The sequence below is a fragment of the Marinobacter algicola DG893 genome, assembly GCF_000170835.1.
In the GTDB taxonomy this organism is placed as follows: Bacteria; Pseudomonadota; Gammaproteobacteria; order Pseudomonadales; family Oleiphilaceae; genus Marinobacter; species Marinobacter algicola.
Genome location: NZ_ABCP01000045.1, coordinates 1 through 26,642, shown reverse-complemented (window position 1 = coordinate 26,642; position 26,642 = coordinate 1). Strand labels below are relative to the sequence as shown.

The following is a 26,642-nucleotide window of genomic DNA, read 5'->3' as shown; positions in this document are numbered from 1 at the left end:
CCCACGATCTCACCTATGAGTTATCGTCCAACAAACTATCATTGGCTCGCAATTATGTCGGACTGGTATCAGCACTACCAGCAGCCCGGTACAATACACGCCATGCGACGCCCACCCCAAAACCTCGAAACGACCACGCTGCCGGATTACCTTACCGACGAGCAGCGAGCCATCATCACTGCTGGCTTTGAACATGCGGTGATCACCGCTGTGGCAGGCAGTGGCAAGACATCAACACTGGCCTGGCGCATTCGCTACCTGCTGCAACAGGGGCACGACCCGGCCCGCATGCTGGTGTTGATGTTTAACCGCGCCGCGCGGGTGGACTTCGAGCACAAATTGCAGGAAGTAACCCGTCACCTGACACTTGCCACTCCCGAAATTCGCACCTACCACGCCATGGGGCTGCGGCTGTACAAACGGTTCGTGCGGGAAGGCTTCCTTCCGGGATTCTCAGACAAGATCCTCACCGACCAGGAAATCAGCTACCAGGCCTGGCAGCTTACGCGGCGATTGGCGCCCGAGGACCTGGCTGACGAGATCCGCCGTAACAAGAAAGACTTTGTCGAAACCGCCGTCAACTTCATCGATCTGGTAAAAACCACCCTGTCTCCGGTGGATATTGTCTTCGAGGAACTGGGCTATTCCGACAAGCACCGCTACCTGATCGACCTGTTCCACAGCTTTGAACAGTGGCGCAAATCCCAGAGCCGTATCAGCTACGCCGACATGCTCTACGAGCCGGTGATGGCCATCCATCAGAACCCACCCTTACAGCGGCTGGTCGGGAACAAGATGGATCTGGTACTGGTGGACGAATATCAGGACACCAACGAAATCCAGCATCTGTTGCTGCGATACGTGGCCGGCGACCGTGCACGGGTCACCGTGGTGGGCGATCCGGACCAGACCATTTACGAGTTCCGGGGCGCCAGGCCCGATTTCATTCTCAAACGCTTCAGCGAGGAATTCGAGAGCCCACTGGAGCAAACCCTGAGCTATACCTTCCGGTATGGCCACCAGGTGGCGCTGCTGGCCAATCATCTGATCTGCCACAACACCGGTCGCAAGAATGTGCTTTGTCATTCCCATCCAACCACACCCGCGACAGACATTACCCTGCACCAGCATGAAAACGACAGCGACGTCGTCTTTAAACTGCTCCAGCCCATGGACGAGGAGACCCTGGGCAGCACAGCGATCCTGTTCAGAGTGTGGAGCCAGAGCGTTCCTATCGAATTGAAATTGCTCGCGCGACAGGTGCCCTACCGCATCGACGCCGGGAAGGGTGCTCTGTTCAGCCGCGAGGTTCAGGCCATCACCAGCCTGTTGATGGTGGTATCGGGACGGATTCGCAACCTGCCGGACGACGACAGGCTTGAGTTTGCCCGGCAATTACTGCGCTTCCCCCATGTTGGCCTCAAGGAACCCGAACTCGAACAACTGGCTCGCTTCCTGGCTGGATTCGGCGAGGGCTGGCATGAACGGCTGCTGGCCATGGACTTTGACGCACTGGCCCCCATGGCGGCCAAAAAGCTCCGCAAGCTGGGGGAAACATTGGCACAGCTGGAGCGCTTCAAAGGCTCAGTGGCAGACCTTATTTCCCGCTATGCGGAGGAAACCGAACTCTACGAGGGCATTCGCAGCCTGGCCCTGACCCATGAAACTGCGGACGAGCGCATCGAGACCATCCGCGGCTTCAGGCTGTACCTGTCAGGACTTGATGTCAGCGTTGACGCCGCGCTGGAACACCTGAAGGCGCTGAAGAAACAGGCGGGCGAAAATCGCCGGGGCGGCGCTTTACTCTCCACCATCCACCGAACCAAGGGCCTGGAGTGGTCGACCGTTATCCTGCCGGGACTGCAGGAGAAATACCTGCCGTACAGCCCCCGGGCGCAGGACGACCCCAAGGCCTTCCTGGAGAGTGAACGCCGCCTGCTCTACGTCGCCATGACCCGCACGCGGAATCAACTCCACCTGATCACCCGCCCATTCAGCGAGAACCGGCATCTTGATGGTGACCAGGGGCCGAGCCGATTTATGGACGAGCTGTGTTTTCCGCTATCTAGGGAGTTTGGCCATTGGCTGGACAAGCATGCCACCGACAGCGCAGCCACACTCACGGCAACCGTGCCACTGACCTCGACCGGTCTTCGTTATGCAAACCTTCAAGGCGTCACACTGCAAACAAGTGCGGAAGCGACAATCGAAGAGACAACACCGCTCTGGGCAAGACCCCGTCTCAGCCATGCCATCTTCGGGCCGGGCTCAGTGACGGGGGAGGACGAACGATCTTTCGAGGTCGCTTTCGACAACGGTGACACCCTGAATTTCAGCAAGAAAAGTGCCCATCTGTATTTTACCGCCATGTCATCAAGGGCCTGAGTACAATTGCGGACGCAACACTGGCCCTCTTTTTTTGTTTTTTTGAATCCCCTGACTTAAATTTCACGTAAGTACGCTGCAGCAATGCTTTATGCGAAAGTACGACGTGAGTGCTTTAAATAACGATAATCGAACAGGAGGTTCTGCATGAACATCATGCGCCCACTGGCCATTGCGGCCCTGACGACATCCCTGGCGACACCCGCGGTCGCCGAACGCGAGCAAACCATTTACCTGAACCCGTTTGCCGGCTTCCAGCTGTTTGACGACAAGCGCGACCTGAGTGAAACCGGCACCCTGGGCATTGGCGCGGAGTTTCGCTTCCACCCCAACTGGGCCGTGGAAGGCGTGTATTCCAAGGCGGATGCCGATCGTAAATACGTGAACGGCAGCAGCGACTTTGAAGAGTATCGACTGGACGGCCTCTATTACTTTGCCGGCCAGGATGAAGCCTGGAATCCGTATGTCTCAGCCGGTGCCGGCCACGCGGACTTCGGCGACGACGTGCTGAGCTACCAGACCGCTGGTTCCAATCACGATGAAACGCGAGTCAACGTCGGGGCGGGCTTCCGCTACAACGTCAGTGACAGCGTTTCCATCCGTGCCGACCTGCGCGAGTTTCATGGTATCGACGAGAGCACCTTCGATACCCAGGCGACCCTTGGCCTGAGTTTCGCCTTCTCCCGCACCGTAGCGGACTCGAAACCCGCGCCACGCAAAGCGGCAGACAGTGACAACGATGGCGTGCCCGACAGCCGCGATCAGTGCGCCGGAACACCTTCAGGTGTAAGCGTTGACAGTAACGGCTGTGAGCGTGACAACGACGGCGACGGCGTTGCCAACAGCATGGACCAGTGCCCGAACACACCGGCGGGCGCCAGCGTGAACAGCCGTGGTTGTGAGCTGGACAGCGACAACGATGGCGTCGTTAACAGCGCGGACCAGTGCCCAGGCACGACTGCAGGCGCAGACGTGGATGCCATGGGTTGTGAAGGCGTAACTGAAACCGTCGAAACCATCGAGCTGAACGTACAGTTCCCGACCAACAGCTCAGTGATCGGCAACGCCTTCGACAATGAAATTCGCCGCGTCGCCAATTTCATGCTCGAGTATCCGGAAACCAACGTGGAAATTGCCGGTCACAGTGACAGCATTGGCGAGGCGGAATACAACCGCTTCCTGTCCCAGCGCCGTGCTGAGGCTGTTGCCACCCGGCTGACCGATGCCCTGGGCATCAGTGAAGACCGTGTTAATGCGGTTGGTTACGGTGAGTCCGAGCCGGTTGCCAGCAACGACACCGCTGCTGGCCGCGCGGAGAACCGTCGGGTTGAGGCTCGCATTCAGGTTCGCCGTTAAACGTCGACGTTGTTCCTGTTAAGAGTTCCTGTACAGACATCCTGTGCAGAGCAGCTCAACGGAAAGGCGCCTTCGGGCGCCTTTTTTATAGGCGGACAGGCGCTCTTAAGTTCAGGCTCGCGAGGAAATACTGTGAAGCGAATATTGTTCGTCGTTATTCTCGCATGGGGAATACCCGCTGCTGCGTGGCCTCAGGTTTACCGGTGCGACGCCGGAGGTGATACTCGTTTTTCGGACCAGCCCTGCGGGGAAGACTCCGAGGAAATCACCATCCGCGACAACCAGATTGGCGGGAATTTCGGCCAGAATCTCCCGCCGTCACCAAAGCCTGATGAAACAGTGGAAGAGCCGGAAAAAAGCACACAGGAGGCGACCGGCGACACTTGCCGCTTCATTAACTCCACCGACCTGCGGCGCTATCTGGTACGGGAACAGGTGGTGAAAGGCATGACCAAAGAACATGTTCTGAAAGCCTTTGGCCGGCCTCCGGAAACCTACCCCACACCCCAGGAAACCTGGGTATACCAGACGAAATACTACGGCGCCTTCTATGAACTGACCTATGTGTATTTCCGGGACGGCTGTGTGGAAAGCGTGGTGTACCGAAAGCCCTGAGCCCTTTAGCAGCCTGCAGGCCGCTTTACCGCGTCGATCAGCAGATTACGGGGGGTCAGCTGGCGCTCGCAGAAGGTCCCTAGTCGAACGTCATACCCCTGTTCCTCAAGAAACATTGAATAATCCAGCACCACCCAAAGCTCCAGTGGCCGCCGGAACAGGTGGCGTAAAAGCTCGTGGCGGCGCACCTCCTGCAGTCGCCGCTCGCCATGACGCTCCCAGGCACCAAAGTCTGTGTTCGCGGGCAGTTCCAGCCCGCGGTTGTCGGCAGCCCAGCGACAGAAGGTGGCAAAATCGCCGTTCGTCAGCCGCGATGGGTGCGACGGCACCGGCAGGTAGGCATCCAGGCCTCGAAGCTGTCTTTGAAGACCATCGAACCCGAGGCGCCAACAACTGACCCTGCAGTTTTGCTCCCGCACACGTTTCGGTGCGGTCACGGTTTCCCTGACGGCCAGCCGCAGCTCGTCGCGGGTCAGCTCCAGACCAGTCTTCGCAGCCCGGACGCGCCTGGAAAGAGGCTGGTAGTCCGATGCTGCCGTCAGGTGATAGCAGCAAGGTGAAACGCTCACCCTTGGCAGTCCCTCGCCAGCCACCTTACGGATCAACCTGCGATGGAGGTCGCCACAGGCGTGCAGGGCAACACCATGGCTGTCGGGCGGCATCGTCAGATTATCGGCCATGACATCCTGGCACTGCAGGGTAACCGTATCCCTGAACTTTCGGGCCAGGCGGTTGCCGTCGTCCACCAGGGTGGCGTTCCATTCAAATCCGGTTACATTACCCTGGCACAGGGGCGCCAGGGTTCTGGCCAGGTGGCCCTTGCCGCTACACCAGTCCAGAACGTCGTGCTTCAGGGGATGGATAGCACTTGCAAATGCACCGGCTTGAAGCCGCTTACGGCCAGGCATATCCGTTGCCCGGACCTCAGGCAAGGTATTCAGATCGGCGGATTCGACGGCAAGCGGCGGCATGTCAGTCAGTTCACCGATCTCCCGCAGAGATGGCAACTCCCTGGCCAACCACTCAGCCAGAGCAACAGGGTCATCGCCCCATTGCTCACAGTCGCTGTCGGAGAACCGGGCAACCCGGTCCGCCAATGCCGGCCAGCTCTTTGCCCAGGCCGGGCTCGGATCGGCGAATGGCGTCGGTTGCCAGAACTCGCGATGCTGCGTCAGCCAATCGTTCAAGCGTTGCCAGCGCAGGTAAAAAGCGTCAGCGCAGTGGTGTAAACCCGCCGTCATTCGGCAAATCGCCCAGGCCGGAAAGCATCCAGACACACCGACGGCGCTTCCCCATCAATCAACTGGGAAATCACCGAAGCGCTGCCCGCAGACAGGGTCCAGCCAAAGGTGCCGTGCCCGGTATTGAGAAACAGGTTCTCCCGAGGGCCGCGACCAATGATAGCCGGGCCGTCCGGAGTCATGGGACGGAAACCGGTCCAGGTTTCGGCGGCCTCCAGATCGGCGCAGCCGGGGAAACGGGATTCCACGGATTTGCGAATCGTGGCCAGCCGGGCTTCCGGAATATCGCGGTTGAAGTCGTTCAATTCCACAAAGCCGGAGGCGCGCAGTCTGTCGCCCAGACGGGTCGAGACCACTTTGTAGTTGTCATCGTGGATGGTCGACACCGGCGCGCGGCCGGGGTCTTTCAACGGTACGGTAAAGCTATAGCCCTTCACCGGGTAGATCGGCAATTCGAGCCCCAGGGGGCGGGTAAGGTGCCCCGACCAGCAACCAGCACTGACAACCACGGCGTCAGCCTCAAGGGTTTCCGATGTGCCATCGTCCTTGCGGATGGTCACCCCTGTTATCCGCCGGTCATCTGCCACCAAATGTTCGGTTTCCGTGTTGTAGCGAAACTGCACCCCTTTGGTTTCGCAGGCCTTGGCCAACTCACGGGAAAACAGATGGCAATCACCAGTGCCATCCGTGTCATAGCTCAGGGCACCATAGAGCGGGCCATCCCCGATCATGCCGGGCTCTAGTTCGCGAACCTGTTCGGGAGTGAGCAGTCGGGAGGGGATACCCAGTTCGTCGAGCAATCGTTGGGTTTCGCGGTAGCTTTCCAGGGTTTCCGGGGTGCTGGCGAGGTGAAGCAGGCCCTGATGGCCGCCGTCGAACCGCAGACCAAGCGCCTTTTCAAGGGCCAGGAAGCGCTCACGGCTATGAATACCAAGGCGCATCATGGCGCGCTTGTTCAGGCCAAACAGGCCCGGCGACCAGGCGTAGCGCAGCGTTGCGAACATGAACCGCAAGGTTTCCATGGACGGCGGTACCGACATTTTCAGCGGGCCGTCCTTTTTGAACAGCCAGGGTACCGCCTTCAACACCATGGATGGGTCTGCCCATGGATAGACCACGCCGTAGGAGCGCTGGGCGGCGTTGCCCCTGCTGGTTTCATTCCCCGCCGCGCTGTGACGCTCCAGCACGGTTACCTGATGGCCCCGGCTTTGCAGCTCGTACGCCGTGGTTACACCAACCACGCCGGCACCCACAACGATGATGTGCATGTACTTCTCCCTATGACAGCAATGTAGGTCAACAATCGAACAAGCTGATAAACTACTGTGACAAAGTTCTCAGGATAGCAGCCAACGCTTTGGTTGCGATGGAGTGAAGTAACCGACAATGAGCAAGAAACGTCGCGACATTCCCGTTTTCGATCAGCCGATTATCGAAACCCACTGCCATCTGGATTACCTCAAGGATCGCCCCCTGGCGGACACCCTGGCCGAAGCGCAGCGGGTCAATATCGAGCGTGTGATCACCATTGCCGTGTCACCGGACAACCTGGCGACCGTGCGTGAACTGAGTCAAACAGCCCCCTGGGTGTATGGCACGCAAGGGGTCCACCCCCACGATGCCGAACAGTATTCCGACGCCGCCGAGGCGGAAATCCGCGCGCACGCTGGCGACGACAAGATCGTGGCCGTCGGCGAAATCGGTCTGGACTACTTCTACGACAACGCAGACCGGGACGTACAGCGTGACGTGTTTCGCCGCCAGTTGCAGATCGCCTGCGACACCGACCGGCCAGTCGTCATCCACAGCCGTGAAGCCGATGACGACACCATCGACATCCTGAAGGAGTTCGAAGGCACTCTGAAACGCCGCGGCGTCATCCACAGTTTCACGTCGGGCCCAGGGCTGGCGCAATACGCATTGGACGAAGGCTGGTGCCTGGGCTTCAACGGCATCACCACCTTCAACAAAGCTGAAAACGTGCGTGACATTGTGCGCATGGCGCCCATCGAACAAATCCTGCTGGAAACGGATTCGCCATTTCTGACCCCGGTCCCCTATCGCGGTAAGGAAAATGCGCCCTTCTACATACCGTTTGTTGCCGAGAAAATCGCCGAAGTAAAACAACTACCGCTGGAGAACGTATTGGCTACAACCTATGACAACAGTCTGAGAACGTTTTTCCAGCGGCAATGATCAAACGTATCCCCGTCTCCGCGCTCAAGGTCGGCATGTACATCGCCGATCTGAACAACGACTGGATTCCTCACAACACCCAGCGCCGTCGCGGCGTGATCAAAAAAGAGGACACCATCGAAAAAATCCGCCGTATGGGCGTGGACTACGTCTACATCGATGTTTCCAAGGGCCTGGACTGTCAGGATTCGGAACCGGCCCATGAGGTGGACCGCCGCAATGAATCCGCCCTGCAGCGTGCCGGTGAGCAGGCGCCCGGCGTTTTCAAACGGGTGGCGGTTGCAGAGGAAATGGTGTTTGCCCAGCAGGTGCACAACCAGGCCCAGGGGCTGGTAGGCAACCTGATGAAAAGTGTGAAGCTTGAAGGGGCTATCGACATAGCCCCCATTCACCGATTGGCTGACGAGCTCCAAAGCTCTATCTTGCGCAACGCCAATGCCCTAAGTTGCCTGGGTCGTATCCGCGAGAAGGACAACTACCTGTTGGAACACTCGGTCAATCTCAGCGTGCTGATGTCCCTGTTCGGAAACTACCGCAAACTTCCTCCGGAGGCACTACATCAGACCATCGTTGGCGCACTGCTCCATGACATCGGAAAAATCCTCACGCCGGACGACATTCTCCACAAGCCGGGACGGCTGACGCCCGAAGAGTTTGAGGTCATGAAAGCCCATGCGCGGCATTCGCGGGATATCCTCAAGGCGACCGAGGGTATTGGCGAGCTGGCTATTGTCACCGCCGCAGAGCACCATGAGCGCCTTGACGGCAGTGGCTACCCTGAGGGCCTGAAAGGCGAGGAAATCTCCGTATACGGTCGCATGGTGGCCATTACCGATGTTTACGACGCTATTACCTCTGATCGCGTTTACCACAAGGGCATGACCCCAACCCAGGGCTTGAAGAAACTGCTGGAATGGAGCGGAAGCCACCTGGACCCGGCGCTGGTGAAGGAGTTTATTCGTTGTGTGGGCCTCTACCCCATTGGCTCACTGGTACTTCTGGAAAGCGGCCGTCTCGGTGTCGTCATCGAAACCAACGACGAAGACCAGCGATTGCCCGTACTGCGCGTGATGTACAACACCCGTTTTCGCACGCCTATCACCGTCGACACCCTGGACCTGGCCAAACCCGGCACCCAGGATCGGATTCTGCGCTCAGTGGACCCGGAAGACTACAAGATCGACGTCAGAAAATTTCTGGTCTGAAACATCATCCTCCCATGGACAGGAACACCGCCATCAGGATGGGAGACAGGAACGACAGAATAAACCCCGAGGCAATCGCCACGGGCACGCAGTCCAGGCCTCCGCTGCTGCGGATCACCGGCAGGGTGAAGTCCATGGCAGTCGCTCCCCCATAACCAATGGCCATGGCCGGTCGCTGACCGATCAACAGAGGAATGATCGCAAGCGCAATAATCTCCCGGATCACGTCGTTGAGAAAGGCCACGCCACCCCAGGCCGGCCCCAGGGCATCGCCAATCACAATACCGGACAAGGAATACCAGCCAAACCCGGACGCCAATGCCAATGACTCATGCCAGGCAGCATCCAGTAACGGTACCATTGCAAAACCGGCGAGCAGAGAGCTGCCGGCCATCGCCAACGCAATGCCCAGTCCCTGCCGGTTGAGCAGCAGCCGACGAAGGGACAGGCCGGCATTGCGCAGTTGCAGGCCGATCAGAAACAACAGCAGCATTAACGACCAGGTCGCCACGTCTTCGGCCATGGGCAGGTCCGGTAACCAGTAGAAACCGGCCAGACCACCAACCACAACGGCCACCAATGGCTTCAACCCCGCCAGGAACAGGCGGCGGTAGCCACGAGGTTGATCCACCTGATCCTCCCGCGCCGCCATCGGCTGCCAGCGGTGAAACAACCACAGCCCCACCATGTTGGCCCCAAACAGTACCACCACGAGCACCGCGACCTGGGATGCCATATTGGCCAACTGGCCACCAACACCTTCCATCTGCCCGAGGCTCAGCCCCAAGAGTGCCAGGATAAAATACACCAGCCCTTCAACGCCGTAGTGAATGGCCGTCATCAAATGGCGGTTCTCAAGTGCCAGGGCAAAACCCAGGAAAAGCGGTGCCAGGATCAGCAGTGCGCCGGTCAGCATGAAGTCCTCGGAACAATGTGTATGGGTGGGAAAGATCAGCCGATAGGTTCGTACTGATCAGGGTCAAAATGAAACTTGCCGGCACTGGCATCGCGATCGGTACGGATGGTGCGCGCCAGGCGCTGGGCCATCACCGACCAGACCACATAGTCGTTGGGTTGGGGTTGGTAATCCTGCCCCATCAGCGCACCCGCGACACTGCGCAGCACCGCTTCCGCCTGGGCAATGGAACGATAGGGGCCCTGGCATCGGTGTTTTTCTGGCTGACCATCCACCGAGCCACTGAGTGCCACCAACGCCCAGATGTCCTCACCGACTGGTTTGATGAACAATTCTACCCGGCGCAGCTCCCGAACCATAACCAGTGCCCGTAGCGGGCCACGCCCATGAAAGTAGTGCAGTTTCACGGCTTGATTCCAGGGTATTCAGTGAAGTACATGCCCGGTCCTGTCCTGCACCAGCACCCAGGGCGCAATCACCACCGCCCAGAGTTCCGTATTCTCGTCATACCAGTGGCGGGCAAGATCCGGTGCAACGTCGCCCACTTTGTTGTCGGCCAACCAACGCTCAAACTGGGTCTTGTTGTCCGCAGACAGCTCAGCCGCTACATCCAGAAGGTCCAGCTCCGGCACCACCTTCACGACATGGCCACGGGCATAATAAACCTGCAGGTCATGCCAGTTGATCCGGGACGTCTCCAGATTCAGTTTTTGCTTGAGCGCCTCTGGCGATTCTTTCGTCATCATGTTCACACCTTGGACGTCCATATTTCACGTATCTGATCCGCAAGAGTCATGGGATCGAACGGTTTGGGTATCACATCAACCGCTCCCAACTCCCGGTAGAACGCCACCTCTTCAGTTTGCACCTTAGCGGTCATGAACACCACAGGTGTCGTGCTCAATGCCGGAATTTCCCGCAACGCCTGAAAGGTAGACGGGCCATCCATCCCCGGCATCATAACATCCAGCAGGATCAGTTCGGGCTCAAAATCCGGGCCTTCAATAAGCGCCTCCTGACCGGAGCTGCAGCTTTTTACCGAAAATCCCCCAACGGTTTCCAGCGCCAACTCCGCCACGGCCCTGATGTCGGCATCGTCCTCCACATAAAGAATTCGCTGAAGCTCTCCAACCGGGCTAGCCATCGTCTTTACCCCTGTCTTGGTTATCCACCCCCAGTCTGCGCAGCAAGCGCAAACACTCTTCGTCCTGATTCTGCCCATCCGCGATCAAGGCGGAGGCACGCATAACCAGTTTTGACTCGCTTGTGGCGTCACGCGGTAAAAAGTGAACGGCCCCAATCAGCTCTCTCAACTGCAAAGGCAGATGCCACTGCACTTTGAGACGATTCCCATAATTCTGAGCCCAAGCCTTTAGCCCGTCCTCAATCTGCTCATCGGAGACCACGCCTTTGCGATCCAGGCACTGCTGCATCACCTTGAGCACCGCCAGTTCGCCGACCCGACTGAGCAGGGCCGCCGTATGCACCGCGGATTGATCGACCCCGATACGCAGAGCAATCCGTGCGGCCTCCTGGGCCACCTTTTCGGCTGTTTCGAGAAAGGCTGTCGCTTTCTTCGCCAAACGGGGATCGCGTAACTGGCCGCCAATATCCAGTGACATCGCCATGGCGTGCCGCAAGGCCATATCCACGCCCATGGTTGCAATCCCGTCACGCAAACTGCGAACCGGCTCACCGGTTTTCTGGAACGAGGCGCTATTGGCCACATCAAGCAGGCGTGTTGTGAGGGCAACCTCGCCATTCCACCGCTCCGCGAGTTGCGATGGCGAGATATCCTGTTTTCGTGCCATCAATTCGAGAACCCGTGCCGTATCAATGGCGGAAGGCAGTTGAATAACGGAGTCCACCGACGTTTGCAGCAGGTGTTCCAGATCGGGTTGCGACTCCCGATCAAAATCGGCGGGATCCACCAGTGCTGTCAGCCTTTCGTGCACCATCTCCACATTGAACGGCTTGCTGATATAGCCATTGATGCCATAGCGCGCGGCTTTCAGAACCGACTCCCTGTCAGCGCGACCGGAGATCATGACAATGGCGGCCTTGCTGCTCTTCTCGCGGGCAGCGCGAATAACCTCAAGGCCGGAGCCATCCGGCAGGTTCCAGTCGATGATCATCAGGTCAGCACCGTGTTTAGACCAATGTGCCAAGGCTCCCTTGACGGATGCCGTTACAAAAACATCCATTCCGGGATAAAGCCCGCCAACCACCGTTTCCAGCAGATCAGCCAACAGAGTGTCATCTTCCAGAATAAGTGCCTTCATAACGCTCGCTTCATCCCTGCTGGAAAATGGTCACCCCGTTACGGCCCGCTTTTTTGCGCTCGTATAGGGCCTGATCGGCTGCGTTAAGCGCATCGCTACCGGACTCAAATGAACCCAACGCGGCAATACCAACGCTGAGGGTCACCGACAGGCTGACGCCATCATTGTGGAACGACAGGTCTGAGAACGTCTTGCAGACCTGCGCCAGCACCGACTGCCCTTCCTGCACCGTACACTCCGGCAGAACCACCGCAAACTCCTCCCCACCGTACCGACCGATCATGTCGGTGGAACGTAAACGTTGCCTGAGCAGATTTGCGAGTGCCTTGATGACAATATCACCCACTCTGTGCCCGTGTTGATCATTCACCTTCTTGAAGTGATCCAGGTCCAGCATGGCGACAACGGAAGACCGCGACTGTCGCCTGCACCGGGCGTGTTCCTTGTCGACTTCGTGCTTGATGAACGAGTGCTTCAACAGCCCTGTAAGGCTGTCCCGTATCAGAAGCTCGTTCAGTTGACGGGCGCGGTAGCAGCGAATCTGAGCCGCGCGCACAAGATAGCTGTCGGATACGGGTTTGGTCAGGAATTCATCCGCTCCTTTTGCCATCGCCTCAAGCTGAACCTGCTTATCCTGCTCAGACGAAAGGTAAATAATCGGCAGGCTGACCCATTCGGGATCAAAACGGACCAGCTTCGCCACTGTTGGCCCGGAATAAGCTCCCATACGCACGTCCAGCAACATTATGTCGGGGGAGAATTCCGAAAGTTCCGACAACACCGTTTCGGGATTGCTGATGGCGCGGACGACAAAACCCGCTCCTTCAAGAACCGCTTGGTAGTGCCCTGCAAGATCTTCGTCGTCATCCAGAATCAGTATTTTCCCGGAAACCGTTCGGCTCCGCTCCGTGACCAAACGCTCAATATTGTCCGCCAGTATGGTGGCATCAACCGGTTCCGTAATCAGTGCATCTGCCCCGCTCTCGGCCAGGGTATACCGGGTTTTAAAATCATCCCTGCTGCCGATGCAAATTAACGGAGGTTTCAGTATGTCCTCGTTCCCCGCCTTGGTATCGAGCGCTGCAGACACCTTGGAAAGTACGTCCTCACTGGTCACCACAAGGGTTACCCCCGGCGTCCCGCTGAACGAGAGGGTAGAAACCTCTTGGTGCGATATCGAGAAACCGTGATTTGAGAGCGCGTACTCCAGAAAAACCTGCGAACCTTCTGACAGCCCACACAGGACAACATGAACATCCGAGGCCGTCAGACTGTACTGATCGTTTAAGCGCTCAGGATCGTTGGTGCGGCGGGTTGCTGGCACCGAGGTTTCATCCAGCAAAGAACGCAGTTGCCTTGCCTGTGCCAGGGTATCGATAACCTGTGGAATTTCCTCGCTGGGAACGCCGGGGCTGGCGTCATCATGCAACGGATATTTTTCCACCAATGGTTTAAGGCGTTGCTCCAACCTACGCGCCTCCGCTCCCAAAGCCGCATACCCGAAGGTTCCCGCGGAACCGGCCAGACGATGAAGGAGCTGGTAGGCCGACATCACGTCTTCACGCAGCAGTCGCTGCTCCTGACCACCCCCGGTTATCCTTGAAGCAACTTCGCTTAACTGATCGAGTTCTCCCTCCGCCTTACCACGAAAGCTGAGTCGCAATTGCGCGAGTTTGTCGGCGATATCCGCTTTTGGATCCTTTCCCATAAGAAATCTCAGGCTTTGAGTTTTTGCTAATATAAACGCGTCAATTGAGCTAACCTTCTTTCATCACAGAACATTATCCGTCAAAACGCAACAGTGGGGAATTTCATTGCGGCCGCGCAAATCGCTTTCACTTAGCAGCCGGGTGGCCATCATTATCGTCATCGGCAGCCTTGCAACTGTGTCCGCCGTTATTGCGATCGCTTACCAGGCTCTGGTGCAGGACTTCGAAGATCTGCTCACTCAACGCCAGATTATCGAGGCTGAGAGAGCCTCCGAGCGCGTCAACCAGAGGCTGCAGCTCAGTTTGAACTCTCTGTCAGCGTTTGCGTCGCAGCTTGCTGCCGACGACCGCCTTGCGGATCAGTCTGATCTCAATGCAGCACTGGCCCGCCAGACGACGCTTCAGGACCTGTTCCCGGCGGCGCTTCTCATATTCGACGACAAAGGCTGTGCCGTAGCGGAAAATGTGCACGTTCCAAATCGTATTGGGACCTGCTACCTGGATCGCCCCCACTTCCAGGAGGCCGTGGAAACTCGACGGCCCATTGTCAGCAAGCCCATCATCGGAAGGACCACAGGTAGGCCCCTGCTATCATTTCTGGCGCCCATCGAAACCGACGACGGGGATCTACTTGGCTTCGCAGGTGGCACCCTGGACCTGGGCAAGACCAGCCTGTTACCAGAAAACCGACGCAAAGGCTTTGCTGAATCACAGGGTATCGAGAAAATCATCGACACAGAAAACTTTCTGTACGTGGATTCCGGCAAGGGCTCCCAGAATATCGAACCCCTGCCATCTCCTGGCGAAGATGCCCTGACGGACGCTGCGTTATCCGGCATCACTTTCGGACAGGTCAACAGCAAAGATGGCCTCCCACTGATATACGCCACCAATCACCTGCAGCGTCTGGGATGGGTGTTCGTCCGTGCTGTGCCTTACGAACAGGCGACCACGCCAGCCCGCCAATCGTTTATTCAGTTCTTCAACATCAGCCTGCTGATCACGGTTGTGATCGCCGCTTTGAGTTTTCTGCTGGTCAGGACCACCATGTCACCGCTTGATCGAATGACTGGTCGGATTCGGCGTATGGCAGAACGGCCTGACTCAGCCATGCGCCTGAGTGAGTCCGGCACTCCCGAGGTCAGTAATCTGGCCAGCGCTTTTAACCAGCTCCTGGAAGAAAGAGACAACCTGGCACGGCTTAAGGATCACTTCATGTCTTCCGTCAGCCATGAACTTCGCACACCACTCACATCACTTACCGGGGCGTTGAAGCTACTCACTTCTGGCGTAACCGGGCAGCTCAACGACAAAAGCCAGAAACTGGCCAGCCTTGCCCTGAGAAACGGAGAGCGCCTGCAACTGCTGGTGTCGGATTTGCTCGACTTCAATAAGTTGTCGGATGGCAGCCTAAAAGTGCGAATTCAAAGCGAAGCGATCCAACCGATACTTTATAGCGCCATTGAAGACAACAACACCATGGCCGCCGAACACCACGTCCGGTTGGTTTCAGACAGCGCTGAGTTACCGCATCTGCTCTGTGATAAGCACCGGTTACGGCAAATTCTGGACAACTACATCAGCAACGCCATCAAATTTTCTCCCCAGGAGAGCGTTGTCACTATAAGCGCCCGGCTCAACTCAGCGGGCGGCGTTCGGATAACCGTCAGTGACCAGGGCTCCGGAGTACCGGATTCCTTTGCCGACAGCGTGTTCAAACGATTCGCGCAGGCCGAAACCGGTACCACCCGTTCGGTAAAGGGCACGGGGCTGGGGCTTGCCATTTGTGCCGAACTGGCACAACTGATGAATGCTGAGGTTGGCTACTACAATAACCAGGGAGCGCACTTCTGGGTCGACATTCCGGTTTTTGGGGAAGCATCGTCGACCGTTTCTGATAAGGAAGCAGACTCATGATAGCACCCCAACATCCATACAATGAGGCGGTACGACTTCTTGCGCTGAAGCGGACACACCTGCTCGATACGTCACCAGAAGAGCGATTCGATCGCTTTACCCGCATGGCCAAGCTGGCCTTCGGAGTCCCCATTGCCCTGGTGTCACTGGTCGACGACAAGCGGCAATGGTTCAAATCCTGCCAGGGGCTGGAAGCCAGGGAGACCCCCAGGGATATCTCCTTCTGCGGCCACGCCATCCTCAGTGATCGTCTGTTTATCGTCGAGGACACCCACGAGGATTCACGATTCGCCGACAACCCGCTCGTTACCGGCCCCCCACACATTCGCTTCTATGCCGGCGCCCAACTCCACAGCCATGACGGTTATCGCCTGGGCACCCTCTGCATCATAGACACCCGGCCACGAACGCTAGACCACGATCAGCGTGTGCTTCTCGAGGAGCTGGCCCGGTGTGTCGATGAGGAGATCAATGACTTCGAGGCGAGCAAATCCCGCCAGGAACAACTCGAGAAGACCCGGATTCTGAGTGCACTGAACAACCTGACGGTGGATGCATCCGCACCCCTGGAACAAAAAATAGGCATGGCCCTGGATCTCGGTCGCCAACATCTTGAATTGGAAACCGGCATCGTCAGCGAGATCACCAGCGAGGTTTACACGATTCGCTGGTTCAGAGCGCCTGACAACTCTCCACTGGAGGCTGGTCTTTCACTACCGGTGGCACAAACCTATTGCTCGCTGATGCTGGCAAAGGGCGACCATCTGGCGATCAGCCATATGGCGGACTCCCGCTACCGCAATCAGTCCTGCTATGCCCAAATGGGCCTCGAGAGCTACATTGCTGCGCCAATAGAATTCGATGGCAAGCTCTTCGGCACCCTTAATTTCTCATCAATATCGCCAAGATCCAGACCATTCACGGATCTGGACCGCCTGTTTATCGTGTGGCTGGCGCAATGGATGGCGGCCCTCCTCCAGCAACATTCCCATGAGGATACGCTGCGAAAGCTATCAGAGAACGTGCCCGGCATGCTCTATCAGTATCACGAGGAAAAGGATGGCCATTCGCGCTTTCTATATTGCAGCGAGGGCATACGCGACATTTATGGCCTTTCTCCGAAGGACGTTGAACATGATGCAAGTGCGGCTTTCGACACAATACACCCTGACGACCTGGGGTCCGTAGAAGAAGCCATCCACCAATCCCGGAAATCCCTGGCGGTGTGGGATTGCCAATATCGAGTCAGTAGGCCGGGAGAACCCTGGAAATGGGTCCAGGGCCGGGCCACCCCGGAGCGGCGACCAGACGGCAGTTCGATCTGGCACGGATTTATTGCCGACATTGATGAGAGCAAACGCGCCCAGCTTGAGCTCCAGGAGCGAGAACAACAACTGCGCACTTTCTTCGAACTGTCACCCATCGGAATACTACTTACCGATTTTCGGAGTGGACGAAACCTTGACGTAAACGCAGCACTCCTGAACTTTACGGGCTACTCCTATTCGCAATTTATCGCGCTGAATTACTGGGACGTGACTCCCGACGACTTTGAAACACAAACCCAGCAGGCTATCTCTGATTTAAAAGAACACGGGCAGTTCGGCCCCTTCGAACAGGAGTTCGTGCGCAAGGATGGAGCTCGGATTCCAATCCTTATTCAGGGCGTCATGATCGAACGCATCGAAGGCAAGCCACTGATTTGGTCGCTGGTGGAGGATATATCAGAGCGTCGTAAGGTTGATCGGATGAAGAACGAGTTCATTTCCACCGTCAGCCATGAACTACGAACCCCGCTGACGTCCATATCAGGCTCCCTCGGGTTGATTGCAGGTGGTGTTTTTGGCGCCCTGCCTGACGAGGTCAAAACCATGGTGGCCATCGCGGCCCGCAACAGCGATCAATTAAGGCACCTGATTGACGACCTGCTGGATATGGAAAAGCTGGTCTCCGGCAAAATGGAGCTGCGGATGCAGAGCGAGAACATCAGCGCCATCATTCAGGACAGCCTGGATCGGGTGTCAACCTACGCGGTTGACCGACAGATTTCACTTCGGCTCGAAAACCAACATCCCTGGGCCAAAGCCTTTATCGATGCCCGGCGCCTCGGGCAGGCACTCGACAACCTGCTCTCCAACGCCATTAAGTTTTCACCGCAGGAGGCCGAGGTTGTCATATTCACACACCTTCACAACGGTCTTTTTCGCATCGAAGTCACGGACTATGGCACAGGCATACCCGAAGCCTTCCAACCCAGGATATTCGAAAAGTTCGCCCAGGCTGACAGCTCCGACACCCGAGGCCGTGGCGGCACAGGCCTCGGCCTCGCCATTACCCGGGAGATCATGTCTCAAATGGGGGGTGGCGTGGGGTTCAAGTCCACGGAGGGGTACGGCTCGACGTTCTGGCTGGATATCAAACCTGATGAGAGTGCTGATGAGTGATGGGTAATCGATAATGGCGCCACCAACGCGGGTCAACATGTTTCGTCGTCTGATTTGGGCAGCAAGACTGGGCGTCCTGCTGCTGGTTGTGGTCGTCGCAATTTCCCTTGATGCGTCCAGTTCCTCCAGCCACCGCAATGAGGTCCGCCAACAATGGCAGACTAAGGCGGACGATATTAGCCTGAAACTGCAAAGCTCGATTCTCCAAAACATACAAACGGTGTGGGGGCTGGCTGCGAACGTGTCGATACAGCCCGACATTAACGGCCAACGATTTCGGGAACTCGCATCCGTCGTCATAAGTCTGGCACCGGAACTCCAGAACATCGGCCTGGCCCCTGGCTTCGTCATCCGACATATATACCCGCTGGAAGGCAACAAAGCTGCGCTGGGGCTCGACCTGACGGCACAGAGCCTGTCACCGGAACAGATCGATGCGTTACTTGATTCTCGCCGGGAGGTGTTCAGTGGCCCCATCAACCTGGTTCAGGGAGGACAGGGGCTAGCAGGTCGTATTCCGATCTTCGAACAGGCCACCGGCGAATTCTGGGGCGTCGTATCCGTAATTCTGGATCTTGAGAAACTATACTCGTCCATCGGGCTGGACAGACTGGAAGATGGCTTCAACCTTGCCCTCTCATCTTCGTCCGACATCACTGACACCGAGTCCGTCTTTTTCTCAACAGGATCTATCCCGTGGACGAATCCGGTAAAAAGCAGGATTCGAATGAGAGGCACCACCTGGATGGTATTTGCAGAGCCGGCTAAAGGATGGCCAGATCACCCCAGACAACCGTGGATTTTTCGCGGTAGCCTGTTTGCGTTGTTGGCCATTATCGCCGGTGGTGTTTTCTGGCTCACCAGCCTGATGTCGCGGGATCGCGAGATGCAGCGGCGTCTCTGGGGGCTATTCGAACTGGCACCCATGGGCATCGGGCTATTCAGTGTTCATTCCAATCGACTGCTCCGGGCAAACCCAACATTCGAAAGCCAGTTTGGCAAATCCGTCCAGTCGCTGGATTTCTTCGACCAGCCGCTTGATGTCCACGGAGAGCCGCTGGCAAACAGGCCCGGGGTTCAGGAAACCCTTCGGGAGCACGCCAGAATCAGCGGTCTTGAAGGCTATTACATGGCGCCTGGGCACGACGAGCCGTCCCCCATCATGCTCCACGGTCTGCAACTGGACAATTACGGCAATGAACCCGTTGTCTGGCTGATCACTGAAGACATTTCAGAGCGGAAGAAAGTCGACCACCTGAAGAACGAGTTCATTTCCACGGTCAGCCATGAGCTTCGCACCCCACTGACCTCGATCTCCGGCTCCCTCGGGCTGCTCGCTAACAATGCCGTCGGCGAGCTGCCTGAGAAAGCCTCGAAACTGGCGCACATTGCCTATCGAAATAGCCAGCAGCTTACCTTCCTGATCAACGACTTACTTGATATGGAAAAACTGGTGGCCGGCAAAATGCCCTTCCGGAGCGAGCATTATGTTCTTCAGGACCTGGTTCACGAGAGTGTTGAGAACATCGCAACCTTCGCCCAACAGCGGGACATCGACCTTCAGGTGTCTGAACTTCCAGCCGTGACGGTGCATGTGGATCGTCAACGGCTGAACCAGGCCATCACCAACCTGTTGTCCAACGCCATCAAATTTTCTCCGGCAGGGTCCTCCGTCGACATTTTCGCCAGCCAGCGCGAAGAGTCGGTTCGTTTGTGCATCAGAGACCATGGTGAGGGCGTGGCCCCGCATTTCCGGGAACATATTTTTCAGAAATTCTCACAAGCCGACGCGTCGGACCGAAGAGCCAGTGGTGGAACCGGGCTCGGACTGGCCATCACCCGGGAACTGATGACGCGCATGGATGGCACGGTGGACTATGAATCCATTCCGGGCGAGGGGGCAACGTTCTGGCTGGAACTGCCAGTGGCGGGGTAAATGGGAAACAGGGTACTGAGAGGCCCGGCAGGTTGCCCCGCCGGGCCGATTAGTCAACTCATGCCGACTTGAGCATCTCCCGCACCACGTAGTGCAGGATACCGCCGTGACGGTAATAGACCGCTTCATTAGCGGTGTCGATCCGGGACAACAGTTCGCAGGTCTCGGTCTTGCCGTCCGGGTATGTCACCGTCATTTCCAGTGTCTGCCCCGGTTTGATGTCACCGGACAGGCCCTTGATGCTGATGGTTTCCTCCCCCGTCAGTTTCAGGCTCTTGCGGTCGACGCCATCCCGGAACTGCAGCGGCATCACACCCATACCGATCAGGTTGGAGCGGTGAATACGCTCGTAGGACTCGGCAACCACGGCTTTCACGCCCAACAGGCGGGTACCTTTCGCGGCCCAGTCACGGCTGGAGCCGGTGCCGTATTCCTTGCCGGCAATGACCACCAGGGGTGTGTCCTCCTCTTGATACTTCATGGCCGCATCGTAGATGGGCATCTGCTCACCGGACGGGATGTGTTTGGTGAAACCGCCCTCAACGCCGTCCAGCATCTCGTTCCGGATACGCACGTTGGCGAAGGTGCCACGCATCATCACCTCGTGGTTGCCCCGGCGCGAACCGTAGGAGTTGAAATCTTTCGGCTCCACGCCCCGCTCCTGCAGGTATTTACCCGCCGGACTATCGGCTTTGAACGACCCGGCCGGGGAAATATGGTCAGTGGTGACCGAGTCACCGAGCAACGCCAGAATGTTCGCGTCCTTGATGTCGTTAATGGCGTCCGGCTCTTCCTTCAGGCCCTGGAAGAACGGCGGATGCTGGATGTAGGTGGAGTTGTCCGACCACTCGTACACCTTGCTCTCGGGGACCTTGATCGCCTTCCAGGTAGCGTCGCCATCGAAGACTTCCGCATACTCCTTATGGAACATGCTGGTCTTCACTTTCTCGACCGCTTCGGCGATTTCCTGCTGGCTTGGCCACAGGTCTTTCAGATAGACGGGCTTGCCGTCTTTATCGTCACCCAGCGGATCATTGGAGAGGTCCAGGCGCACGTTGCCGGCCAGGGCATAAGCAACCACCAGCGGTGGTGAAGCCAGCCAGTTGGTTTTCACCAGCGGGTGCACCCGGCCCTCGAAATTACGGTTACCGGACAACACCGAGGCCACGGTAAGATCACCATCGGCGATGGCCTTCTCAACCGCATCCGGCAGCGGGCCGGAGTTACCGATACAGGTGGTGCATCCATAACCCACCAGATTGAAGCCAAGCTTATTGAGATCGTCCTGAAAGCCGCCCACCTTCAGGTAATCGGTCACCACCTTGGAGCCCGGTGCCAGGGAAGTTTTTACCCAGGGTTTGGTATTGAGCCCCCTGGCCACAGCCTTCTGGGCAATCAGGCCGGCAGCCATCATTACGCTAGGATTCGAGGTGTTGGTGCAGGACGTAATGGCCGCGATAACAACCGCGCCCGGGTCAAGACGGGTTTTTTCGCCATTCATTTCCATCGGCTGGCTGGCAGCATGCTCGTAGCTATCCTGGACGCCCACGGCGGTCTGCCCGCCTTCAGATTCCAGCTTGTCCTCGCGGGACTCTGCCGGGCCTTCGGCGGTTTCCATCAACAACTCAAAGGATGCCTTCATGTTCTTCAGGGCCACCCGGTCCTGAGGACGTTTGGGGCCGGCCAAGCTGGCCTCGACTTCGCCCATGTCCAGTTCCAGGTTGTCGGTGTACACCGGCTCCTGACCGGGCTGGCGCCATAGGCCCTGTGCTTTCGCATAGGCCTCCACCAGCTCAAGCTGATCGTCTTCGCGGCCGGTCAGTTGCATGTATTTGATGGTTTGCTCATCTACCGGGAAGAAACCACAGGTCGCCCCGTATTCCGGCGCCATGTTGGCAATGGTGGCACGGTCCGCAACGGGCATGTCCTTCAGTCCGTCACCGTAGAATTCCACAAACTTACCGACGACACCTTTCTTGCGCAGCATTTCGGTAACGGTCAACACGAGATCCGTCGCGGTAATGCCTTCGCGCAGTTTACCGGTGATCTTGAAGCCGACCACCTCCGGAATCAGCATGGACACGGGCTGGCCAAGCATGGCGGCTTCCGCTTCGATACCACCCACACCCCAGCCGAGGATGCCAAGGCCGTTGATCATGGTGGTGTGTGAGTCTGTTCCCACCAGGGTGTCCGGGTAAGCGATGGTTTTTCCGTCCTGGTCCTTGCTCCACACGGTCTTACCCAGATACTCCAGGTTCACCTGGTGACAGATGCCGGTCCCCGGCGGCACCACACGGAAATTGTCGAACGCCTGCTGGCCCCAGCGCAGGAACTCATAGCGCTCCTGGTTGCGCTCCATCTCGATGGTAACGTTGTCCTTGAAGGCAGACGGATCACCGTACTTGTCCACCATCACCGAGTGGTCGATCACCAGATCCACCGGCGACAGCGGATTGATCATTGCCGGGTCCTTGCCGGCGGCTTTTACCGCTTCCCGCATGGCTGCAAGATCCACCACACCGGGCACACCGGTGAAGTCCTGCATCAGTACACGAGCAGGACGAAACTGAATTTCGGTATCGGATTTACGGTCTTTCATCCACTGAACCATCGCATCGATATGGCCCCGGCCCACGGTGGCGTCATCTTCGTTGCGCAGCAGATTTTCCAGCAACACCTTCAGGGAAAACGGCAACTTGTCGATGTTGCCAAGGGTGTCGGCAGCCTTGGGCAGGCTGTAGTAGTGATAGGTCTTGCCGCCAGCCTCCAGGCTGGAGAGCGTATTGAGACTGTCTTTACTCAGGCTTTGTTTCGACATGAGGTGCCTCCTTTTGATGATCCGAAGATGTCGGAAGGCTTAGCAGTAGCCTTTGCATCAGCGTACTTACCGCAGATGGCAATAGACTGATGCAAAGACCCTGATTTTGAAAGTCTCCTATAACTATTGCACCGATTGACGAGACTTCAACTGCGGTTCCGTGAATGTTCGGTATTGCGGCGGTGAATACCCCTGCACCCTCAGGCCTGTCGATCCCCATAAAGCTGGGCATACAGACCCTGGCGGGCGATCAGCTCGTCGTGATGCCCTTCCTCGGTGATGTAGCCGTCCTCGAAAACGTAGACGCGATCGGCCTGTTTCACGGCGCTCAAACGATGGGCGATGATCAGGGTGGTGCGTTGACGCAGGAATGCCTCCAGATCCTGATGCAGTTGAAACTCGGTTTCGGCGTCCAGGGCGGAAGTCGCTTCATCCAGAATCACCACGGAGGGATCCGACAGCACCATGCGGGCAATGGCCAGCCGCTGGCGCTGGCCACCGGACAGGCGCACTCCCTGACGGCCAATCATGGTATCCAGTTGCTGAGGCATGTCCGCCACGGTCCCGTCCAGTTGCGCGATGGCCAGGGCCTGCCACAGTTCGGCATCGGTCTTGTCCCGGCCCAGGGTGAGGTTCTGCCGCACGGTGTCGTTGAACAGAGCCGGGTGCTGCAGCACGGTGGCCACGTTCTCCCGCAGACAGGGGAGCCCGATGCGCTGAACCGGCACACCACCCAGCAGCACCTGCCCCTGCTGGGGTGTGTACATACCCAGAATGACCTGCACCAGGGTGGATTTGCCGCCGCCACTGGCGCCCACAACCGCGACTTTCTCCCCCGGTTCAAGGTGGAGGTCGATGCCCTTGAGCACAGATTCCTCACCGTAGCTGAAGTGGATGTTCTTGAGGGTCAGACCAACGGTATGCCGGCCCCGGAAAGGGTTCTCCAGTGCTGGATAACGAGGTTCTTCTTCCAGCTCCAGCAAGCGGTTAATGCGCCCCAGTGCCGCATTGGCAGCAAACCAGGCGTACTGCATATTCAGCATTTCCTGCACAGGCGTGAGCATGAACCAGAGGTAGCCGAAGATCGCGAACATCATGCCGATACTCAGGTCACTGAACAGGACCGTCACCATCGCCGCCGCACGAAAGGTGTCCACACCGAACTGGAACAGCGCGAAACTGGCGCGGGTGGCAGCGTCGCTGCGCCATTCAAACTGTATGGCATGATCGCGAACCGTGCGGGCGCGGCTGATCAACTGGCGCAGGTAATGCTGTTCCCGGTTGGCCGCCCTGAGCTGGTGGATCGCGTCCAGGGTTTCGGTCAGGTCGCCCTGAAAATCCTCGTAGGCGCTGTTCTCCTGACGCTTGAGTTCCTTGACCCGTTTGCCGATGAGCATGGTGGCGAAGATGACCAACGGGTTGAACAGCAGGATCAGAAGCCCCAACTGCCAGTGAACCCACATCAGCACGATGGCGGTTCCAGTGACAGTCAGGCTTGCCACCAGAAAACGACTTATAGTGGTGCCCAAGAACTGGTCGATGGTGTCCAGGTCGGTAATGAAATGGCTGGTGATGCCGCCTGAGCCACGGGTTTCATACTCCGACATAGCCACCCGCTGCAGCCGACCCAGCAGTCGGGAACGGATACGGAATACCACATCCTTGGAAATCTTGGAGAACTCACGGGACTGAAGCACATTGAAGGTGAGCGACAGCGATCTAAGCAAGAATGCCGCTAACACCATCAGGCCAATGTAAGCCGTGGGCAGGTGCCATGCCTCGGGCAACATCGCCTGCATCACAGGCAACACCGGGCCAGCCTCATCAAGCAGCACTTCGTCCACCAGCACCGGCAGCAGCAGCGGAATAGGCACACTGACCACCGTGGCCAGGATGGCGAGCATGTTCGCCCTCACCAGCCGCGGCTTGTGCTTAAGGGCCAGGGACAGAATGCCCCGCCAGGTGTACCGGTTATCGTTGCGACCCGTGCTATCCGGCCCGACTGCGTTCAGATCCGCCGCCTGCTCCAAGAAACCTCCGTTAATGCGATGTTCACCATACTGGTACGCAGCAAATTCGGTGACAGTCTACCCGACCTTCTGCCATCATTGCCCCTCAAACCCTCGAAGTACCAGAACCGGGCCCATTGTGAAACACGACTGCCATTACCACCCCGGCGAACCCGCAAAATGGCATTGCGGTGATTGCCAGATACACTACTGCACCCGTTGCATGCCGGATGCGGATACTCGAAAACAACACGCCTTGTGCCCCCATTGCAGCCGTGCCATGCGCTATCTCGGTGCCGCCACGGAAGCAGTGCCATTCTGGAACCGGATTGGTGCTTTCTTCCGCTACCCGTTCCACACCGATCCGTTGATGGTTATTGCCATTTGCACGCTGGTGCCACTGCTTGTCAGCGGCAACCTCATCGGCCTGATTATCACGCTGGTGCTGGCCCTGGCGCTATTGAAGTATACCTATGCCGTTATCAGCCACACCGCCGAAGGCCATATGAAACCGCCTCCGGTAGCAGTGGCGTTCACCGGCAGCGGGTTTGACATTGTGATCCTGCAGCTACTGGTGTTTGCGCTTATGGGTGGCATGGTGGCGGCCGCCGCCATGGTCGGCGGGCCGTTGTTGATGTTCCTGGCGGTGGCCTTCGTGATCCTGGCCCTACCCGCCAGCATCATGGTGCTGGCCATGGAGCGCTCGGTGATGGCCGCAGTAAACCCCATGAACCTGGCGGTACTGATCTCGCGCATCGGCACGCCCTACTTTCTGCTGTATGGCTACCTGATCCTGCTGACCCTGGCGTCCGGGGCGGCCCAGGATTTCGCCCTCACCCACTTCGCTCCGGGTGTTGCTCGCACACTGGCGGGCTTTCTCAACAGCACCTTTACGCTGATCCTGTTCCACATGCTGGGCTACCTGCTGTTCCAGTACCAGGAGGAACTGGGATTTGCCAGCGACCTGCAGGATGACGAGAACACCAGCGAAATGCAGAACCGCGACCGCACGCAGCGTTTTGACGCCGACATCGACATGAACCTGAAGGACGGCAACTACGACCGGGTCCAGTCGATGCTCAAGGAAGCCCTGAAACGGGATTCCCTGAACGCCCTGCGGTTGGGACAACTGCATCAGCTGCTGACCGCCCGCAACGATATTCCGGAGCTGTATCGTTATCACCCCCGGTTGCTGAACATGCTGGCGGAACGAAACGACGGCGAGGGTATAGCCGGGTTGCTGGCAGCTATCGAGACTGTGGAGCCGGGATTCCGGCTGGAAGACCCGGAGCTGTCGGTACGCTGCGCCCGTTGCCTGTACCAGCGCGGACACTTCAAACCGGCACTGAAGTTACTGCAGGACTTCCACAAGCGCTTCCCGGACAGCGAGGAACTGGCTCCAGCCTATCTGCTGGTCGCCCAGGCGCTGGCGAATGGTCTGGGGCAGTGGGAAAAGGCCTCGGCGTTCCTGAATTTCGTCAAGAAACGCTGTCTTAACCATCCTTTGCACGAACAGGTCGATGTGTACCTGCAGCAGGTTGAGAACCGGGAGCCTTTGAAAGGGCCCAGGGCTTCGTTTGCGGTTCAGGAGTAAGGCCAAGTGTTGGGCAGGC

The 26,642-nt window shown here is 57.8% G+C and carries 19 protein-coding genes; 9 read left to right on the top strand and 10 right to left on the bottom strand.

Annotation, left to right across the window (positions count from 1 at the left end; translation table 11 throughout):
• The first annotated feature begins 54 nt into the window (after positions 1–54).
• The 3 genes from MDG893_RS17760 (at position 55) to MDG893_RS17750 (ending at position 4,356) form a co-directional block, all read left to right on the top strand.
• The gene (locus tag MDG893_RS17760; protein WP_040474749.1) at positions 55–2,385 is read left to right on the top strand and encodes an ATP-dependent helicase; all 2,331 of its coding nucleotides are present in this window, start codon (positions 55–57) and stop codon (positions 2,383–2,385) included.
• A gap of 147 nt (positions 2,386–2,532) precedes the next feature.
• Positions 2,533–3,741 carry an OmpA family protein gene (locus tag MDG893_RS17755; RefSeq protein ID WP_007155213.1) on the top strand — a complete coding sequence of 403 codons (1,209 nt, stop codon included), beginning with the start codon at positions 2,533–2,535 and terminating at the stop codon, positions 3,739–3,741.
• A gap of 132 nt (positions 3,742–3,873) precedes the next feature.
• On the top strand, positions 3,874–4,356 hold the full coding sequence (locus MDG893_RS17750; RefSeq protein ID WP_007155212.1) for a DUF4124 domain-containing protein: 483 nt from the start codon (positions 3,874–3,876) through the stop codon (positions 4,354–4,356).
• Positions 4,357–4,361: 5 nt separating this feature from the next.
• Here MDG893_RS17750 and MDG893_RS17745 read toward each other — a convergent pair whose 3' ends face one another.
• Positions 4,362–5,597, bottom strand: coding sequence for a methyltransferase (locus MDG893_RS17745; RefSeq protein WP_007155211.1), 1,236 nt, complete (start codon positions 5,595–5,597; stop codon positions 4,362–4,364).
• A complete protein-coding gene (locus MDG893_RS17740; RefSeq protein ID WP_007155210.1) occupies positions 5,594–6,865 on the bottom strand; it encodes a D-amino acid dehydrogenase in 1,272 nt (423 codons plus the stop codon). Before MDG893_RS17740 ends, MDG893_RS17745 begins: the two co-directional genes overlap by 4 nt.
• Before the next feature lie 118 nt (positions 6,866–6,983).
• Between MDG893_RS17740 and MDG893_RS17735 the strand changes: the two genes are divergently transcribed.
• Together MDG893_RS17735 and MDG893_RS17730 are read left to right on the top strand one after the other, a co-directional pair.
• Positions 6,984–7,793, top strand: coding sequence for a TatD family hydrolase (locus tag MDG893_RS17735; protein ID WP_007155209.1), 810 nt, complete (start codon positions 6,984–6,986; stop codon positions 7,791–7,793).
• Positions 7,790–8,998, top strand: a complete 1,209-nt coding sequence (locus MDG893_RS17730; RefSeq protein WP_007155208.1) for an HD-GYP domain-containing protein — start codon at positions 7,790–7,792, stop codon at positions 8,996–8,998. The genes MDG893_RS17735 and MDG893_RS17730 overlap by 4 nt, the downstream gene beginning before the upstream one ends.
• Before the next feature lie 4 nt (positions 8,999–9,002).
• Here MDG893_RS17730 and MDG893_RS17725 read toward each other — a convergent pair whose 3' ends face one another.
• The 6 genes from MDG893_RS17725 to MDG893_RS17700 are packed head-to-tail and all read right to left on the bottom strand — an operon-like array spanning position 9,003 to position 13,904.
• Positions 9,003–9,914, bottom strand: a complete 912-nt coding sequence (locus MDG893_RS17725) for a LysO family transporter (protein WP_007155207.1) — start codon at positions 9,912–9,914, stop codon at positions 9,003–9,005.
• 35 nt (positions 9,915–9,949) lie between these two features.
• Positions 9,950–10,321 carry a PA4575 family protein gene (locus MDG893_RS17720; protein ID WP_007155206.1) on the bottom strand — a complete coding sequence of 124 codons (372 nt, stop codon included), beginning with the start codon at positions 10,319–10,321 and terminating at the stop codon, positions 9,950–9,952.
• Between the two features lie 18 nt (positions 10,322–10,339).
• Positions 10,340–10,660, bottom strand: coding sequence for a DUF2288 domain-containing protein (locus tag MDG893_RS17715; RefSeq protein WP_040474748.1), 321 nt, complete (start codon positions 10,658–10,660; stop codon positions 10,340–10,342).
• Positions 10,661–10,662: 2 nt separating this feature from the next.
• Positions 10,663–11,058 carry a response regulator gene (locus MDG893_RS17710; protein WP_007155204.1) on the bottom strand — a complete coding sequence of 132 codons (396 nt, stop codon included), beginning with the start codon at positions 11,056–11,058 and terminating at the stop codon, positions 10,663–10,665.
• Positions 11,051–12,196: a response regulator gene (locus MDG893_RS17705; protein ID WP_007155203.1), complete on the bottom strand. Its 1,146-nt coding sequence runs from the start codon at positions 12,194–12,196 to the stop codon at positions 11,051–11,053. Before MDG893_RS17705 ends, MDG893_RS17710 begins: the two co-directional genes overlap by 8 nt.
• A gap of 10 nt (positions 12,197–12,206) precedes the next feature.
• Complete coding sequence (locus tag MDG893_RS17700; protein ID WP_007155202.1) at positions 12,207–13,904, bottom strand: diguanylate cyclase; 1,698 nt, start codon at positions 13,902–13,904, stop codon at positions 12,207–12,209.
• A gap of 106 nt (positions 13,905–14,010) precedes the next feature.
• On the opposite strand from MDG893_RS17700, the gene MDG893_RS17695 reads away from it, so the two are divergent.
• The 3 genes from MDG893_RS17695 to MDG893_RS17685 are packed head-to-tail and all read left to right on the top strand — an operon-like array spanning position 14,011 to position 20,202.
• On the top strand, positions 14,011–15,822 hold the full coding sequence (locus MDG893_RS17695) for an ATP-binding protein (protein WP_157132871.1): 1,812 nt from the start codon (positions 14,011–14,013) through the stop codon (positions 15,820–15,822).
• Entirely contained in the window at positions 15,819–18,266 is a 2,448-nt protein-coding gene (locus MDG893_RS17690; RefSeq protein ID WP_007155200.1) for an ATP-binding protein, read from the top strand. Before MDG893_RS17695 ends, MDG893_RS17690 begins: the two co-directional genes overlap by 4 nt.
• Before the next feature lie 13 nt (positions 18,267–18,279).
• A complete protein-coding gene (locus tag MDG893_RS17685; protein WP_007155199.1) occupies positions 18,280–20,202 on the top strand; it encodes a sensor histidine kinase in 1,923 nt (640 codons plus the stop codon).
• 58 nt (positions 20,203–20,260) lie between these two features.
• Here the strand turns inward: MDG893_RS17685 and acnA are convergent, their stop codons facing one another.
• On the bottom strand, positions 20,261–23,020 hold the full coding sequence (gene acnA / locus MDG893_RS17680; protein ID WP_007155198.1) for an aconitate hydratase AcnA: 2,760 nt from the start codon (positions 23,018–23,020) through the stop codon (positions 20,261–20,263).
• Positions 23,021–23,220: 200 nt separating this feature from the next.
• Complete coding sequence (locus tag MDG893_RS17675; RefSeq protein WP_007155197.1) at positions 23,221–25,050, bottom strand: ABC transporter ATP-binding protein; 1,830 nt, start codon at positions 25,048–25,050, stop codon at positions 23,221–23,223.
• A 118-nt stretch (positions 25,051–25,168) separates the two neighbouring features.
• On the opposite strand from MDG893_RS17675, the gene MDG893_RS17670 reads away from it, so the two are divergent.
• Positions 25,169–26,623: a hypothetical protein gene (locus MDG893_RS17670; protein ID WP_040474747.1), complete on the top strand. Its 1,455-nt coding sequence runs from the start codon at positions 25,169–25,171 to the stop codon at positions 26,621–26,623.
• The last annotated feature ends 19 nt before the right edge of the window (positions 26,624–26,642 follow it).

Coding starts and splice junctions, on each gene's coding strand:
- MDG893_RS17760 (WP_040474749.1), top strand. CDS start 55: ATGTCGGACTGGTATCAGCACTACCAGCAGCCCGGTACAATACACGCC.
- MDG893_RS17755 (WP_007155213.1), top strand. CDS start 2,533: ATGAACATCATGCGCCCACTGGCCATTGCGGCCCTGACGACATCCCTG.
- MDG893_RS17745 (WP_007155211.1), bottom strand. CDS start 5,597: ATGACGGCGGGTTTACACCACTGCGCTGACGCTTTTTACCTGCGCTGG.
- MDG893_RS17740 (WP_007155210.1), bottom strand. CDS start 6,865: ATGCACATCATCGTTGTGGGTGCCGGCGTGGTTGGTGTAACCACGGCG.
- MDG893_RS17735 (WP_007155209.1), top strand. CDS start 6,984: ATGAGCAAGAAACGTCGCGACATTCCCGTTTTCGATCAGCCGATTATC.
- MDG893_RS17730 (WP_007155208.1), top strand. CDS start 7,790: ATGATCAAACGTATCCCCGTCTCCGCGCTCAAGGTCGGCATGTACATC.
- MDG893_RS17725 (WP_007155207.1), bottom strand. CDS start 9,914: ATGCTGACCGGCGCACTGCTGATCCTGGCACCGCTTTTCCTGGGTTTT.
- MDG893_RS17715 (WP_040474748.1), bottom strand. CDS start 10,660: ATGATGACGAAAGAATCGCCAGAGGCGCTCAAGCAAAAACTGAATCTG.
- MDG893_RS17710 (WP_007155204.1), bottom strand. CDS start 11,058: ATGGCTAGCCCGGTTGGAGAGCTTCAGCGAATTCTTTATGTGGAGGAC.
- MDG893_RS17705 (WP_007155203.1), bottom strand. CDS start 12,196: ATGAAGGCACTTATTCTGGAAGATGACACTCTGTTGGCTGATCTGCTG.
- MDG893_RS17700 (WP_007155202.1), bottom strand. CDS start 13,904: ATGGGAAAGGATCCAAAAGCGGATATCGCCGACAAACTCGCGCAATTG.
- MDG893_RS17690 (WP_007155200.1), top strand. CDS start 15,819: ATGATAGCACCCCAACATCCATACAATGAGGCGGTACGACTTCTTGCG.
- MDG893_RS17685 (WP_007155199.1), top strand. CDS start 18,280: ATGGCGCCACCAACGCGGGTCAACATGTTTCGTCGTCTGATTTGGGCA.
- acnA (WP_007155198.1), bottom strand. CDS start 23,020: ATGTCGAAACAAAGCCTGAGTAAAGACAGTCTCAATACGCTCTCCAGC.